The sequence below is a fragment of the Cupriavidus sp. GW821-FHT02F09 genome, assembly GCF_059421605.1.
This window is the reverse complement of the sequence record NZ_JBWKVH010000001.1, coordinates 209,201-224,014: the sequence shown is the minus strand read 5'-3', so window position 1 is coordinate 224,014 and position 14,814 is coordinate 209,201. Positions and strand designations below refer to the sequence as shown.

At 66.1% G+C, this 14,814-nt stretch carries 16 protein-coding genes; 7 read left to right on the top strand and 9 right to left on the bottom strand.

The window, feature by feature from the left end; translation table 11 throughout:
• Positions 1-52 precede the first annotated feature (52 nt).
• Positions 53-1,276, top strand: a complete 1,224-nt coding sequence (locus tag AC07XB_RS01225; protein ID WP_492828611.1) for an IscS subfamily cysteine desulfurase — start codon at positions 53-55, stop codon at positions 1,274-1,276.
• 34 nt (positions 1,277-1,310) lie between these two features.
• On the opposite strand, the gene AC07XB_RS01220 is transcribed toward AC07XB_RS01225, so the two are convergent.
• Positions 1,311-1,853, bottom strand: a complete 543-nt coding sequence (locus tag AC07XB_RS01220; RefSeq protein WP_174428383.1) for a MarR family winged helix-turn-helix transcriptional regulator — start codon at positions 1,851-1,853, stop codon at positions 1,311-1,313.
• A gap of 188 nt (positions 1,854-2,041) precedes the next feature.
• A complete protein-coding gene (locus AC07XB_RS01215; protein ID WP_458763698.1) occupies positions 2,042-2,938 on the bottom strand; it encodes a LysR family transcriptional regulator in 897 nt (298 codons plus the stop codon).
• Positions 2,939-3,091: 153 nt separating this feature from the next.
• On the opposite strand from AC07XB_RS01215, the gene AC07XB_RS01210 reads away from it, so the two are divergent.
• The 6 genes from AC07XB_RS01210 to AC07XB_RS01185 all read left to right on the top strand — a co-directional run bounded on the left by AC07XB_RS01210 (position 3,092) and on the right by AC07XB_RS01185 (position 7,564).
• On the top strand, positions 3,092-3,922 hold the full coding sequence (locus tag AC07XB_RS01210) for a dioxygenase family protein (protein ID WP_492828609.1): 831 nt from the start codon (positions 3,092-3,094) through the stop codon (positions 3,920-3,922).
• Between the two features lie 48 nt (positions 3,923-3,970).
• A complete protein-coding gene (locus AC07XB_RS01205; RefSeq protein WP_492828607.1) occupies positions 3,971-4,675 on the top strand; it encodes an alpha/beta hydrolase in 705 nt (234 codons plus the stop codon).
• A 42-nt stretch (positions 4,676-4,717) separates the two neighbouring features.
• A complete protein-coding gene (locus AC07XB_RS01200; RefSeq protein WP_492828605.1) occupies positions 4,718-5,143 on the top strand; it encodes a rubredoxin in 426 nt (141 codons plus the stop codon).
• A gap of 81 nt (positions 5,144-5,224) precedes the next feature.
• Positions 5,225-6,883 carry an FAD-dependent oxidoreductase gene (locus tag AC07XB_RS01195; RefSeq protein WP_492828603.1) on the top strand — a complete coding sequence of 553 codons (1,659 nt, stop codon included), beginning with the start codon at positions 5,225-5,227 and terminating at the stop codon, positions 6,881-6,883.
• A 13-nt stretch (positions 6,884-6,896) separates the two neighbouring features.
• A complete protein-coding gene (locus AC07XB_RS01190) occupies positions 6,897-7,121 on the top strand; it encodes a hypothetical protein (protein ID WP_492370606.1) in 225 nt (74 codons plus the stop codon).
• Complete coding sequence (locus tag AC07XB_RS01185; protein ID WP_492370607.1) at positions 7,118-7,564, top strand: MarR family winged helix-turn-helix transcriptional regulator; 447 nt, start codon at positions 7,118-7,120, stop codon at positions 7,562-7,564. Before AC07XB_RS01190 ends, AC07XB_RS01185 begins: the two co-directional genes overlap by 4 nt.
• A 44-nt stretch (positions 7,565-7,608) precedes the next feature.
• Here AC07XB_RS01185 and AC07XB_RS01180 read toward each other — a convergent pair whose 3' ends face one another.
• The 7 genes from AC07XB_RS01180 to AC07XB_RS01150 form a co-directional block, all read right to left on the bottom strand.
• Positions 7,609-8,436, bottom strand: coding sequence for a TetR/AcrR family transcriptional regulator (locus AC07XB_RS01180; RefSeq protein WP_492828601.1), 828 nt, complete (start codon positions 8,434-8,436; stop codon positions 7,609-7,611).
• 95 nt (positions 8,437-8,531) lie between these two features.
• A complete protein-coding gene (locus AC07XB_RS01175; protein ID WP_492828631.1) occupies positions 8,532-9,794 on the bottom strand; it encodes an MFS transporter in 1,263 nt (420 codons plus the stop codon).
• A 29-nt stretch (positions 9,795-9,823) separates the two neighbouring features.
• The gene (locus AC07XB_RS01170) at positions 9,824-10,579 is read right to left on the bottom strand and encodes a maleate cis-trans isomerase family protein (protein ID WP_492828599.1); all 756 of its coding nucleotides are present in this window, start codon (positions 10,577-10,579) and stop codon (positions 9,824-9,826) included.
• A gap of 28 nt (positions 10,580-10,607) precedes the next feature.
• On the bottom strand, positions 10,608-11,072 hold the full coding sequence (locus AC07XB_RS01165) for an acyl-CoA thioesterase (protein WP_492370610.1): 465 nt from the start codon (positions 11,070-11,072) through the stop codon (positions 10,608-10,610).
• Entirely contained in the window at positions 11,069-12,226 is a 1,158-nt protein-coding gene (locus tag AC07XB_RS01160; protein WP_492828629.1) for an FAD-dependent monooxygenase, read from the bottom strand. Before AC07XB_RS01160 ends, AC07XB_RS01165 begins: the two co-directional genes overlap by 4 nt.
• Before the next feature lie 8 nt (positions 12,227-12,234).
• Positions 12,235-13,107, bottom strand: a complete 873-nt coding sequence (locus AC07XB_RS01155) for a VOC family protein (RefSeq protein ID WP_492370612.1) — start codon at positions 13,105-13,107, stop codon at positions 12,235-12,237.
• Position 13,108: 1 nt separating this feature from the next.
• Positions 13,109-14,809: an AMP-binding protein gene (locus AC07XB_RS01150; RefSeq protein ID WP_492370613.1), complete on the bottom strand. Its 1,701-nt coding sequence runs from the start codon at positions 14,807-14,809 to the stop codon at positions 13,109-13,111.
• Between the last annotated feature and the right edge of the window lie 5 nt (positions 14,810-14,814).

The following is a 14,814-nucleotide window of genomic DNA, read 5'->3' as shown; positions in this document are numbered from 1 at the left end:
CTGCTCCCCGCAGGGAAACAGGTGCATCGACACGAGTCAGGAGAACAAAGCAATGCAAGGCGAACCCACTGCGGCCCCCATCTACATGGACTACAGCGCCACCACGCCTGTCGACCCTCGCGTCGTCGACAAGATGGTGCCGTTCCTGTACCAGCACTTTGGCAATCCCGCTTCACGCAGCCATCGCTACGGATGGCATGCCGAACAGGCCGTGGAGACGGCGCGCGAGCAGGTTGCGGCACTGCTGAATGCGGATCCTCGCGAGATCGTCTGGACGTCGGGCGCGACGGAAGGGAACAACCTGGCGCTCAAGGGCGCGGCCCATTTCTACAGCGGCAAGGGGAAACACATCGTTACGGTCAAGACCGAGCACAAGGCGGTGCTCGACACTTGCCGTGAGCTGGAGCGCCAGGGCTTTGAGGTCACGTACCTCGACGTCGAGGAGGATGGCTTGCTAGGCCTTGACGCCCTGCGCGCGGCGCTGCGTCCCGACACCATCCTGGTATCCGTGATGATGGTCAACAACGAGATTGGCGTCATCCAGCCGGTTGCCGAGATTGGCGAGCTATGCCGGGCCCAGGGCATCGTCTTTCATTGCGACGCCGTGCAGGCCGCCGGCAAGATCCCCATCGATCTCGAGGCGCTCAAGATCGACCTGCTGACCGTGACCGCGCATAAGGTGTACGGGCCCAAGGGCATCGGCGCGCTCTACGTCCGGCGTAAGCCGCGCGTGCGCATCGAGGCGCAGATGCACGGCGGCGGGCATGAACGGGGCATGCGATCCGGTACGCTGGCAACGCACCAGATTGTCGGCATGGGTGAGGCTTTCCGCATCGCCAGGCTGGAACTAGCCGAGGAATCGCGCCGGGTTGCAGGCCTGCGGGACAGGCTGCTGGCCGGGCTCAGGCAACTCGACGAGGTCTATGTCAACGGCAGCATGGCCAGTCGCATTCCCCATAACCTCAATGTCAGCTTTAACTTCGTTGAGGGGGAGTCCCTGATCATGGGCATCAAGGGCGTGGCTGTTTCCTCCGGCTCGGCCTGTACATCCGCGTCGCTTGAGCCGTCTTTCGTGCTCCGCGCACTAGGGCGCAGCGACGAGCTGGCGCACAGCTCGATTCGCTTTACGCTCGGGCGGTACACGACCCTGGCGGAAGTGGAGCAAGTGATTCAGATGTTGCTGGCCACCGTCACGAAGCTGCGCCACCTCAGCCCGCTGTGGGACATGCATCGCGAAGGCATCGACATCGGCGCTATCAAGTGGGCGGCCCACTGACCAAGCTAGCCGCGGCGCGCCTTGGGGTGAACGGTCACGCTTTTTGCTGCCGCGCCAGAAGATGCGCCAGATCGAGCGCGGCGCGATCCCCGTTGACAACAAGGCGATCCACTACCGAGCACAGCACCTTGAACTCCGTGCGGGTGACGCCCTCGAAGAGGACGTCGTTGATGCGCTGCTGCACGGGAGTCAGCTCATTCAGGAGCCGGGAGCCAGCCACAGCTACCGTGAGCAGCATCTTGCGCTTGTCTTCGGGGTGGGCTTTCTTGTCGATCAGCCCGAGCTTCTTGAGCTTGCCGGTTTCGACGGTAACGAATGGCCCGCTCAAATGAAGATGCTCCGCCAATTGGTTCACCGTCACTTCGCCCTGTTGCGAGAGATGTGCAATGGACCGTATCAAGGAGTACTGGACGCCCGTCAGGCCGATCAGGCTGCCGAACCCGTCGCGCACGGAAAGCAGGCGGGCGGCAAACGGCAGCAGGCCGCTTACCAGGTGCCGGAACTCACTATCCGAGCCGTCGACCAGGCAAGCCGGATTGGTGATCGTCAGCGCCTTGCCCTTCGTGTTAGTTGCCATGCCTTATAGACTCCCTTATCCCGTTGCTCTGTCAGTTGCTCTGTCAGTTTCTTTGCTAGTTGCTCTGCTAGCCAAGGTATTAGCTAGCTAATTTAGCTTTTTGCAAAATACTACACACACATGGCATTGCGCTAGCTTTCGCGCAGCTCCCGCCTCATCCGTCCCCCCTACCCCCTACCCCCTACGCCCTAACCCCAAGACACATCCCGAAACGCCTCCACCAGGAAATCCACCAGCCGGCGCACCTTGAGCGGCAACTGCTTGCGCGTCGGATACACGGCGTAGACGCCGATCTCGATCGCGCGGAACTCGGGCATCAGTTCAACCAGGTCACCGCGCCGCAAGTCGTCCTGGAGCATGAAGCTCGGCTGCAGCATGATGCCGCCATGCGCCAGCGCAATGGCGCGGCACGTGTCGCCATTGTTGGAGTACACCCTGGCGCGGGTGCTCACGCTGACCTTGCCGTGCGGGCCATCGAACTGCCATTCGTCGCGCCCGGACCAGTTGGTGTAGGCCAGCACGCGGTGCTCGGCCAGTTCATGCGGATGGGTTGGCGCGCCGTGCTGCGCGAGATAGCCAGGCGACGCGCATAGCACCATGCGGGTTGCGACCAGTTTGCGGCTGATTAGTGCGGAGCTTGGCATGTCGCCAATGCGCACGGCAAGGTCGTAGCCTTCGTCGACCAGGTCCACCACGCGGTCATTGAGCGTGATATCGAGATCAACCTGCGGATACGCTGCCATGAAAGCGCTCCAGAGCGGCGCGAGGTGCAAGATGCCAAACGTGAGCGGCACGTTGATACGGATCAGCCCGCTGGGCTCCTGCGTGCGGGACGTGATCTCGGACTCGGCATCGTCCAGCGCCGCCAGCACTTCGCGTGCGCGCTGGTAGAAAATGCGCCCCTCCTCGGTCAGCGACAGCCGGCGCGTGGTGCGCTGCAGCAGACGCACGCCCAGGCGCTGTTCCAGTGCATCCACATGGCGCGAGACCGCGGCCTTGGACATGCGCAGGCCCTCGACCGCGCCGACAAAGCTGCCGGCGTCGACCACGGCGGTGAATACGGTCATTTCCAGGGCACGGTCCACGGGGTTGCCTCGGCTCCGGCTTATTGTCTCGATAATCGGGACTATATATCACACAAATGGCAGTTTATCGCCACCATATGAATCAATAGACTAGCAAGGTTCCCTATGTCGTTGCACGCCGCGGGTTTTGCCGTGGCGACCGGAGATTCCGAGATGTCTACCGCACTTCCCGTTCTGTTTGTCTCCCATGGCGCGCCCACCTTCGCCATCGAGCCGGGCCTGGCCGGCCCGCAGCTCACCGCGCTGGGCCGCGCGCTGCCGGTGCCCAAGGCGGTGCTGGTGGTCTCGCCCCACTGGGAAACGCGCGGCGGCGTGCGCGTGACGGCAAGCGCGCAGCCCGAGACCATCCACGATTTCGGCGGCTTCCCGCGTGCCTTGTACGAGATCCGCTACCCGGCGGCCGGGCATCCGGCATTGGCCGAGCGCGCGGTGGCGCTGCTGGCGCAGGCCGGGTTCAACGCCGGGCTGGATCCGCAGCGCGGCCTGGATCACGGCGCCTGGGTGCCGATCCGCCACCTGTATCCCGATGCGCAGGTGCCGGTGTTCCAGGTGTCGCTGCCGCAGCCGCTGGACCCGGCCGGCGCGCTGGCGCTGGGCCGTGCGCTGGCGCCGCTGCGCGAACAGGGCGTGCTGATCGTCGCCTCCGGCAGCATGACGCACAACCTCCATGAATTCCGCGGCCATGGCGGCGGTGATGCCCCGTACGTGGCAGCATTCACGCAGTGGGTGCGCGGGGCGGTGCGCAGCGCCATGCGCACCGGCGACTCGCAGCCGCTGATCGATTACCGCCGGCTGGCCCCGCACGCACAGCGCGCGCACCCGACCGACGAGCACTTCCTGCCGCTGCTGGTGGCCATCGGCGCGGCCGAAGCGGGCGAGCCGCTGGCGGTGATCGACGGCGGCATCACCTACGGGATCTTGTCGATGGAATCGTATGTGCTTGGCCAGTTCCGGCCGCTAGCCGCGCAGCCCATTGCGGCCTGATCCCCTGATCCCTTGTCTGATCCCTTGCTCACAGCCACGCGAGACGATATGAACACCACCCGCAATGAAATCGGCCCGTTGGCCGAAGATCCCGCGACCGGCCTGCGTTATCGCTTGCGAAGGGCGCAAGCGGATACGGCCGCAGCACCTGCCGCGCGGCTCCTGCTGCTGCACGGCGTAGGCAGCAACGAGGCCAGCCTCGCGCCAGTGGCCACCCGTATCGACCCGCGCGTGGAAGTGGTGCTGGTGCAAGGCCCGCTCACCTTCGGGCCCGGCCAGCATGGCTTTTTCGAGGTCAGCTTCGCCGGTGGCGCGCCCACCATCAACGCAGCCCAGGCGGAGCGCAGCCGCCAGCAGCTGATTGCCTTCGTCCGCGCCCTCCATGCGCAGGATGGCGCCCTGCCCGCGCGCACGGTGATCGCCGGCTTCAGCCAGGGCGGCATCCTCAGCGCCAGCGTTGGCCTGAGCGCGCCGGCCGACGTGGCCGGCTTTGCGGTGCTGAGCGGGCGCATCCTGCCGGAGATCGAGCCGCACCTCGCCGCGCCCGAGGCGCTTGCCGGGCTATCGGCCTTCATCGCGCACGGCGAACTCGACAACAAGCTGCCCGTCGCGTGGGCCGAGCGCGCGGACCAGTGGCTGGACGCGCTGGGCGTGCCGCATCGGTCGCGGCGCTACCCCATTGGCCATGAGCTGACCGCCGACGTGGTAGCCGATTTCCAGCAATGGCTCGCCAGCGTGCTTTTTCCTGTCTAATCCTTACCTGCACAAAAACCAAAGACCCCGCCCCCTGATCGCATGTACAAGAAAGGCACCGCAGTAGAGATCCAGTTTTCCCCGAAGCGCCTGAACGACGGCGCAGGCGATCCGTACTGGATCGACCTGACCACGGAAGAGGCGCAGGCGCTGCTTGCCCTGTTGCAGGCGCGCCTGGCGCCCAGCGGCGAAGCCACGGCGGCGCCGCTTGTCCTCAGCCTGGACGAGCCAGAACAAGAGAAGCCCGCCGCGCAGCCGGAAGCCCCCGTCGCGGCAAAGGCCGCATCCGCTGCCACCGACGCGTTCAAGCAATGGGTGTGCATCATCTGCGGCTGGGTCTATGACGAGGCCGCAGGCCTTCCAGAAGACGGCATCGCACCCGGCACCCGCTGGGAAGACATCCCCGACGACTGGCGCTGCCCGCTGTGCGACGTGGGCAAGGAAGACTTTGCGATGGTGGAATTCTGATCGGGCCCAGGTAATTTGGTTGCGTACGCAACCAAATTGGACTATCTTGAACTGGTTGCGCACACAACCAGGAGACAAGACATGTACCAGCGCGAAGCGCACGCCGCATCCCTGCCGGTGCTGCACCCCGGCGGCACGGATTCTCCGCGCCAGGTCGTCATCGCCGGCGGCGGGCCGGTCGGGCTGGCGGTGGCGCTGGCCCTGGCCCGCCACGGCATCCCCAGCGTGGTGCTGGAGGCGGACGACGGCACCTGTGAAGGCAGCCGGGCCATCTGCATCTCCCGGCGCTCGCTGGAAATCCTCGATGCGCTCGGGGTCGCCGCCCCGGTCCTGGACAAAGGCCTCGCCTGGGCGGGCGGCCGCAGCTACTACCGCAACGAGCAGGTGCTGCACTTCACCATGCCGCACGAGCCCGGGCAGGTCTTTCCGCCCATGGTCAATATCCAGCAGTACTACATCGAGCAATACCTGCTCGACGCCATCGCCCGCTACCCGGACCTGATCGAAATCCGCTGGCAGAACCGCGTTACCGCCGTCACGCAAGACAGCAAGGGCGTGACGCTGGCAGTAGCCGCGGGCGACCATGCCTACACCGTGCGCGCGGACTGGCTGGTGGCAGCCGACGGCGGCCGCAGCGCCGTGCGCGATGCGCTAGGCTTGTCGTTGCGCGGCATGCAGTACGAGGGCCGCTACGTCATCGTGGATATCGCCATCGACGCCCCGCGCGAGGTCGAGCGGCTGGCGTGGTTCGATCCGCCGTCCAACCCCGGCTCCACCATCTTGCTGCACCAGCAGCCGGACCAGGTGTGGCGCATCGACTACCAGGTCGGCGAGCACGAGGATGCGGAGCAGGCCGTCAAGCCGGAGAATGTGCTGCCGCGCGTGGCGAGCCACCTCAAGATGATGGGCGTGACCGCGCCGTGGGAGCCGCTGTGGATCTCGATCTACAACGCGAAGTGCCTCACGCTGGATAGCTACGTGCACGGCCGCGCGCTCTTTGCCGGCGACGCCGCGCACCTGGTGCCCATCTTTGGCGTGCGCGGCCTGAACAGCGGCTTCGACGATGCCTTCAACCTCGCCTGGAAGCTTGCCCTTGCCGTGCGCGGCAAGGCCTCCCCCGGCTTGCTGCCCTCCTACTCCACGGAGCGTGTGGCGGCGGCGCGCGAGAACATGCGCTTCGGCGCGAAGAGCACGGAGTTCATGGCCCCGCCCTCGCCTGCCTTTGCCTTGATGCGTGAAGCCGTGCTGGGGCTATCGGCGGCGCACGCGGAACTGCGCTCGCTGATCAACCCGCGCCAGACCAGTCCGGCGGTCTTTGCCGACTCGCCCATTGCCGCGACGGACGACCCTGCCTTCAAGGCCGGTCCGGCGCCGGGCGCCACGCTGCCTGACATGCCGCTGGTCGGCCCGCACGGCACGCCGACTTCGCTGGTCCGCTGCATCGGCAAAGGCTTCACCGCGTTTTGCTTCGCCGGCGCCGGCCAGGATCTGGACGACGCCGTGCCCGGGCTGCGCCAGCTTTGCGACAGCGGCGTCGAACTGGATTGCCACCTGATTGCGGGCACGGCGCCCGCGGCGGGACGGCTGGCCGACCCACAGGATGCCGTGCGGCGCGCACTGGACGGCGTCGACGGTACGCTCTACCTGGTCCGCCCGGATGGCTACGTCAGCGGCCGCTGGCGACAAGCCCGCGCCGGCGATGTGCGAAACGCCATCGCCCTTGCCATGCAGATTGACTAAGCCGGAGAACCCTATGCAAACGACCATGAGCCCGACCGAGCTCGATGAAATCTACACGGCGATGTGCTACCGCATGACCGCGCTCGGCGAGCAAAACACGCCGCTCTACCTGGCCCGCGTGGCGCTGCTGGCGCTCAGCCGCCATGCCGGCTTTGCCGATGCGACGCGATTGCTCGATGAGGTCTCGCACAGCTTCGAAGCCACGGAGGCGGACAACACGCCGTGCCGCGCATCATGACGAGCCCCAAGCTGTCCCTCTCCGACTTCGCCACGTACCGCCTGCACCGCATCGTCAAGCAGTTCGACCGCGGCATCGCGCAGGCCTATTCGGAAGCGCTAGGCCTGTCGCTTAGCGAAGCCAGGACGCTCGCCGCCATCGGCGAGTTCGGCCCCTTCCTGGTCATCGACCTTGCGCGCTTCGCCAACCTGGACAAAAGCCAGGCCAGCCGCGCGGCCGATCACCTCATCAAGCAAGGCCTGGTCAGGCGCGAGCCATCCCCCACCGACGGCCGCGCGGTGCTCATTTCGCTGTCCGCCGAGGGCAAGCCGCTGTTTGAGAAGATCATGCGGATCGCCTCCAGCCGGCACGAGACGCTGATGTCCGCGCTTTCCCCCCAGGAGCGCGCGGTGATGGAGCTCGCGCTGGGCAAGCTGCTGGCGCAGGCGGAGGCGATGCTGTAGGGCTGCCTGCGTTGCGCGCCGGGGGCTTGTGCAGGCGCCCCTCGTCAGGCCTTCTTGACGCGGGGCTTGCGCGGCGTGGCGGCACCGCTGGCCACTGGAATGGCGGCAAGGCCTGCACCCCGTTTCCATCCCTCGATGCCGTCCAGCGTAATGCGCAGCCCTTCCTCGAACGCTATCTCCGAGCTCAGCCGAGAGAACGATTTGCTGACAAAGCGGGCGCCGGGATATTGCAGCGGCGACACGGACTCCAGCTTGTTCTCGATGAAGGCCTGGTGGTAGGCCGGCAACTGGCGGGAAGCCTCCGCCATGCTGGCAGACACAAGGTATTGCGCCAGCAGGTGATAGCCAAGCGCGACTTCGTCCGCGTTGAATCCACCTTGCATGATGGCCGACGTCATGCGGTTGAAAAACTCCATCCCGTAGTCGGTCTCCCCCGGCTGCACATCCTGGAACAGCCGGAAGCGGTTGTGCGAGGCCACATAGATGCTCACACCGGGGTTTTCGATCGCCACCTGGAAACTCAGCCGCGCGAAAGACTCCACGTCGCGGCGCCAGTCCCCGGTGAGCGACGAGAGCCGGCCCAACCGCTGCCGGTAGTAGTCATTCAGCACGCCTGAGACCAGTTGATCCCGCCCGCCCAGGTAATAGTGGATGAGCCCGGGCGCCACGCCAAAATCCTTGGCCAGCTGGACCATGGAGATCTGGTCCAGCGGCATGGTCTTCGTGAGTTCAATGGCGCGCTGCAGGATGGCGACCCGGCTCAGCGTCGCCTCCGCGCCGATCGGCGAGTCCGTCTTGGGCGGACGGCCCCGGCGGCGCGGCATGGCGGGAGGGGGTTCGGCTACGGTGGCGGTATTCTTGGCGGCTGGCATAGGTCAGTGGCGGATCGGCACAGGTGGCGCGGCTTGATAATTGCGCCCGTGCTAATTCTACCTGTCAACGGGCCGGGTCCGGTCCTGACACGTGCTCAAGAGCCGGCGGCCGCCGGCGTCGCGGCCGGCAGTTCGCCCGCCCGGCGGTACCGGCCAAGGGAAAGCGTCAGCGCAGCGGCCAGCAACAGCATGCACGACAGTGCCAGCAGCGGCGCATCGTAGCTGCCATAGCGGTCGAACCAGGCGCCGAGCCCGATCGGCCCGAGCACCGCGCCAAAGCCATAGCCGGAAAACGCAATGCCGAACAAGGCACCAAAAGAGCGCAAGCCGAAGTACGAACGCACCAGGTACGAGATCAGGTCGCCTTCCGCACCGATGGTGAGGCCAATCAGCGTGGTGGCGAGCAGCAGCGCCTGGTAGTCATGCGCCGAGCGCAGCAGGAAGATGCCCAGCGCGCCACCGCCGAAGAACACGCAGGCGACGAATGGTGCGTGGATCCGGTCGATCAGCACGCCGGTCAGGATGCGCCCGATCAGCAGGCCGATGCCCACCATCGAGGCGCTGCGCGCTGCCTGCGCCGGGCTGAAGCCCCGGTCGGCAAACATCGCCGGCAGATGCGGCCCGAGCGACAGCGTGGCGGAGGACCCCAGCACGAACACCGCCCAGATGGCCCACAGGCGATAGCTGCGCAGCGCCTCGGCGAACGGCATGCCGTCAACCACCTGGCCGCGCGCGGCGCCCTGCGCCCTTCCCGCCGCCTTGCGTTCCCGCAACAGCGAGCACGCCAGCAAGGACAATACGATCGACCCGGCGCCCAGCACCACATAAGCAGTGCGCCAGCCATAGCCGGTCACCAGATACTGCGCGGTGGCGGGCATCAACACGGTGCCGGCCCCCAGCCCGCACATGGCAACGCCAAGCGCCAAGCCGAGACGGCGGTCGAACCACTGCGGCAGCACGGCGAGATAGCCGAGCACCGACGTGGCCGCGCCGAACACACCTACCACCACGGACAGGCTGACCCACATGGCCTTGCTGCCGTCCTGCAGTGCCATGCACGCCGTGGCGATGCCGAAGACCACCGCGGACACCGAGATCACGCGCCGGATGCCGTAGCGGTCCATCATGGTCCCGACCAGCGGGCTAACCACCGCCAGCCCGAACATCGAGGCCGCGTAGGACAGCGACGCCTCCGAGCGGCCCCAGCCAAACTCGGCGGCCAGCGGGCGCACGAACACGCCGGCGGTGGCATTGAACAGCGGCGCATAGCCGGCCAGCATGCCAAACGCCGCACCCAGCACTACCGCGATATAAGGCCAACGTCCAATCCGGGACGCCGTTCCATGGGTTTCTTGCATCATGTCGTCTCCTCGCGCACTAACGGCCCTTACACCAGCCCGGTCTTGCTGCCGAGATATGCGCCGGCATCCGGCGCCACCGCTTCGAGGCCCAGGCGCCGCATCATCTGCCGCGCCGTGCAGACGGCCGTGGAGGTGACGGGCACGCCCAGCGCCAGCTGCGCGCGCTCAATCGCCGCGAACGACGGCATCTGCACGCAGGCGGACAGCACCACCGTGTCCACGCCGGCGGTGTCCAGGCGCTTCACGTCCTCCAGCAACTGCAGCGGATCGCGCTCGCCGACCTCCAGGTTGTCGAGGATCGAGAAGTTGATCGCGTCCTTGACCTCGATGCCTTCGCTTTCGATGTACTCGACCACAGTGCGCGTCAGCGCATCGCTGTAGGGCGCCATCAGCGCGATGCGCCTGGCGCCAAAGTCCTTCAGCTCCTCGACCAGCGCGCCGGCCGAGGTCATGATCGCGGGATGGTAAGGTGCATCGGCGATGGCCGCGCCAAGGTCTTCAATCACTTGCCGGTGGTAGCCCTTGCCCATGCACATCGTGGCCACCAGGCAGGCCGTGCTCATCACATCCACGCGCGCATCGGCAAGCTCCAGCGCGCAGCGGCCCATGTCGCGGTTCATGCGCTCCAGCTCATGCGCCACCACGCGGTGCATGCGCACGCGGCTGGAGTGAAAGGAGAAACGCTGTGGCAGTTGCTGCATGCGCCCGGCAAAGATGGCGGGCACTTCGCGCTCCATCGTGATGTTGGAGCTGGGAACGATCTGGCCAATTCGGTAATTCATCTTGGGTTCGCTTGTTCGCTTGTTCTCGTTAAGTCTGGGGCTCTGCGGCCGGCTTGCGCAGGAACGTGCTTAGCGCGGCGCGCAGGGAATCCGGGATCGGCGTACCCACGCGCTCGTCCAGCCGCACGCAGATCGGGGAAAACACGGCATCGAACACCGGCGCGCCGCCGGGGCGCCTGGCGATGCAGCGGATGTCATAGGAGCGCGTACGGATGGCTTCGACAAAGCACTCGATGTCGATCACGTCGTCCGGCCACAACGTGCCGATGAACTCGAAGCGCATCGCCTTGCACGGCGTGCCCACGCCATGCGCGTCGCCAAGCCGCCCCGCTCCGCCGGCCATGTGGTCGGCAAACAGGCCAACCGCGCCCAGCAGGTAGTCGGTGAAGCGGCCCGTGTACACCACGCCAGCGGGATCGCAATCGCCCCAGCGCACGGTACGGCGCACCACGAACGGCCGCTCGCTCAGCACGTATTCGGTGGCACGCATCATGGCTGCGGCACGGTGAGATCGGTGACGCCCGCGGCGGCCAGCTCGGCGATCAGGGTCGGATACTGTTCACGCAGCCGGTTCACATCCACGCGGCCGGTGCGGGTCATGAAGCGGTAGACGAACTCATGCGGCGTTGCCACGTTCATCCATTCGCGGATACGCTCGTACCAGTTGTACGAAGCCTCCGAGGCGCGGATGAGCTTGGCCTTTTGCGGTCGGCGCACCTCGTCGTAGCACTGCAGCGCCGCCGGCACGTCGACGGGGAAGGCGACGATAGCCTCGGCCAGCGCGATCGCGTCTTCCATGGCGATCCGGGTACCCGAGCCGATCGAGAAGTGGGCGCTGGTCAGCGCATCCCCGATCAGCACCTGGTTGCCGACGTGCCAGGTCTGGTTGATCACGACCGGGAACTGGCGCCAGTTCGAGTTGTTGGAGACCAGCTTGTAGCCACCCAGCTCCGCGCCGAACACAATCTCGAACAGAGCCTGGCGCGCCTCGTTGGACATGGCATCCATACCGAAATCCTGCCAGGTCCGGTGGTCGCACTCGGCCACGAACGTGCTCATGGAGTCCGAATACGCGTAGTAGTGCGCGACAAAATAGCCGCCCTCGTACTGCCGGAACACCAGGGACGGATTGGGGAACGCCTTCTCCACGCCGTACCAGGCAAAGTGGTTGGTCAGGTTGTGGCGCGTGGTGCCGAAGCCCTCCTCGTTGGACGCCCGCAGCAGCGAGTTGACGCCATCGGCGCCCACGACCAGGTCGGCTTCGATGGCCGAAAAGTCGCTGATGCGCTTGTTGTACGTCACGCGCACGCCGAGTTCGCGGGCACGCGCCTGCAGCACCGAGAGCAGCTGGATGCGAGGAATCGCGCCGCCGCCCGCGCCGGGGCGCTTCATGGTGATCGGTGCCTCGTGGCTCACGATGGTGTGCCGATCGCTGAAACGCATCGCCTTGGCGAGTTCGTCGACCACCGCTGGGGATGCGGCGCGCAGGTTGGACAGCCCGGTGTCGGCGAGCACCACACCGAAGCCGAAGGTGGCGTCCTCCGGGTTTTGCTCGTAGATGTCGATCTCCACCGATGCCAGCCGCTCCTTGAGCAGGATGGAGAGGAAGAGCCCGGCGGGGCCGCCCCCGATGATGGCGACGTTCATTGCGGCTTTCATTGCGCCTCCTCCGGGGAAATCACCAGCGCGTCCATATCGAACTGGACGATGCGCCCGACCAGGCCGCCGGTCAGCGCGCCGTACCAGACTGCCGGCTTGAAGCCTAGCGCCTTGCGCCGGAAGCGGATCTGCGGATTGCCGTCGATGCGCACATAGCCGTTTTTCAGCGAGGTGGTGGCATAGCCTTCGGTAGTACGCGCCACGCCGATCAGCGCGGCAAACTCCGGCACGTCCAGCACATAGACCGATGCCTTGCCAGCCTGCTCCGGTGCCGTGCCGATCTGCGCGGCCTTGCGTTGCCAGACCGGCTCGATGGACGTGAAAGCCGTGGCGGCGTCCGCTGCCTGCTCCAGCTGCATGGCTGCCTCGATGGTCAACGCCGCGTCAAGCGCATCGGCCTCGCTGAACGGGCGCAGTTGCCAGGTGATCTCGATCGGATAGCCGTTGGGATCGTTGAAGTAGATCGACTCGATGACCTCGTGCCGGATCTGGTAGCGCACCGGAATGCCGACCGCTTCCACGCGCTGCCGCCATTCCAGCAGCTCTGCTTCGTCGCGCACGCGCCAGGCGGTGTGCGTGGCGCGATCCTGGTAGTGCTCGCGCACCGCCAGCCAGTCCGGCCGCTCGGTGCCGATGTAGTAGAAGAAGGCAATGGTGCTGCTGTTGCCGCTATCGAAGAAGAAGTGCAGGAAATCCGCATGGTTGTCCGGGCCCCAGCCCTTGGCCGAGATGGCGTGGACCAGCGGCAGGCCAAGCAGGTCGCGGTAAAAATGCACGGTCTGGGCCAGCTTCCAGGTGGGGCGCGCCGTGTGATGCACGCCATGCAACTGCACGGACGGCACGCCGACAAGGTGTTTCGCTTCGGTCATTTCACTTCCCTTCGGTTACGGTGTTGCCGGCCGTCTCGGCCTCGAGCAACTGGATGATCTGCTGGCGCAACAGCACCTTGCTGAGCTTGCCGGATGCGGTCAGCGGGAACTCTCGGACGACCTCCAGCCGCTCTGGCCACTTGAACTTGGCCAGGCCGGCTTCCTGCAGGTATTGGGTCAGTTGCGCCAGCGTGAGGTCGCTTGCGGGCGGCTTGGGTATGACGAAGGCGCACACGCGCTCCCCATAGACGCGGTCGGGCATGCCCACCACAGCGCAGGCCAACACGCCCGGGTGCAGGTTGACGACGTTCTCCAGCTCCTCGGCATTGATCTTCTCGCCGCCGCGATCCACCACATCCTTGATGCGCCCGAAAAAGAAGTAATAGCGTTTGCCGTCCACCACGCGCGACGTCATCAGGTCGCCGGAGCGGTAGAAGCCGTCCGCGGTGAAGCGCGTCTGGTCCTCCTTCTCGGATTTGTAGTAACCGCGGATGGTGTAAGGCCCGCGGAACAGGGCCTCGCCGGGTTCGCCGTCGGCCACGGGATCCTCCGTGCCCGGTGACACGAGCTTGACCTCGTCATGCGCCGACACCGGGCTGCCGACGGAGGTGTCGCGGATCTCCTGCGGGTCATCCTTGCGGGCGAACATGATCACGCCTTCGGTCATGCCGAAGATATGGTGCGTGGGCGAGCCCGTCAGGCGGGTCAGGCCCGCGGCGTTCTTCGGCGCGATGAAATTCCTGCGCGCCCGCGCGCCGGCATCCGACTGCGCCAGTTCCGGCGCAATGCGCGTGAGGATCGGCCCGGCCACGCCGAACCAGGTAGGCTGGTAATCGCGCACCAGGCCGCGCAGGTTTTCCTCGCTAAGATCCGGCGTGACCGTCAATGTGGCGCCGGTCAGCAGGAACGGGCCGAAGAAGCAGCCCATGTTGAGGTTGTGCATGTACGGCGTGGGGAAGAACAGCACGTCGTCCTTCGTGTAGCCATTGCACGCAGCCACCGCGCGCATGTTGTAGAGGTACTCGCTCTGGAAGCGCGGGATGATTTTAGGCACGCCCGTGGTGCCGCCGGAGAGCTGGAATACGGCGGCCTGGAAGGGATCTAGCTTCACGCCCGCCAGGATCTCGCGCGCGTGAGCCAGCGGCATCTCTTCGATCAGGTCGGCTAGCAACACCGCGCTGCCACGACGCTCGCCACGTGCTTGCAGGATGATGGAGAAACTCGGCACTTCGGCCTGCATTTCCTGCGCGAAGGCCACGTCGTCGAACTTGGCGTCATCGCCCTGCACGACATGCAGGCGGGCTTCGCAGAGATTGCCGAGGTAGCCAATTTCCAGCTTGCGGAACGCCTGGAGGGAGCAAAGCGGAATGATGCCCGCCTTCAGGCAGCCCAGGAACGCCAGCAGCAGCTCATTGCTGTTGCCGCACTGGAACACCGCGCGATCCAGAGGCCGCAGGCCCAGCGCCAGCAGCGCAGCGCCAAGGCGCTCGGTCTTCTCGTCCAGGTCGCGGTAGGTCAGCCGGCCTTCCGGGCCGACCAGCGCGAGCCGGTCCGCATGGGTTTTAAACGACGCGCGAAAGGCCCCGGTCAGCGTTTCTTGCGTCAGCACGCCGTCGGCAACATAGCGCCGTAGCCGGTCCTCGTCGGGATACCTGACCCCCGCCAGCAATTCCGGGGGCCGTACCGATTGGGATTGCATCATGTCTC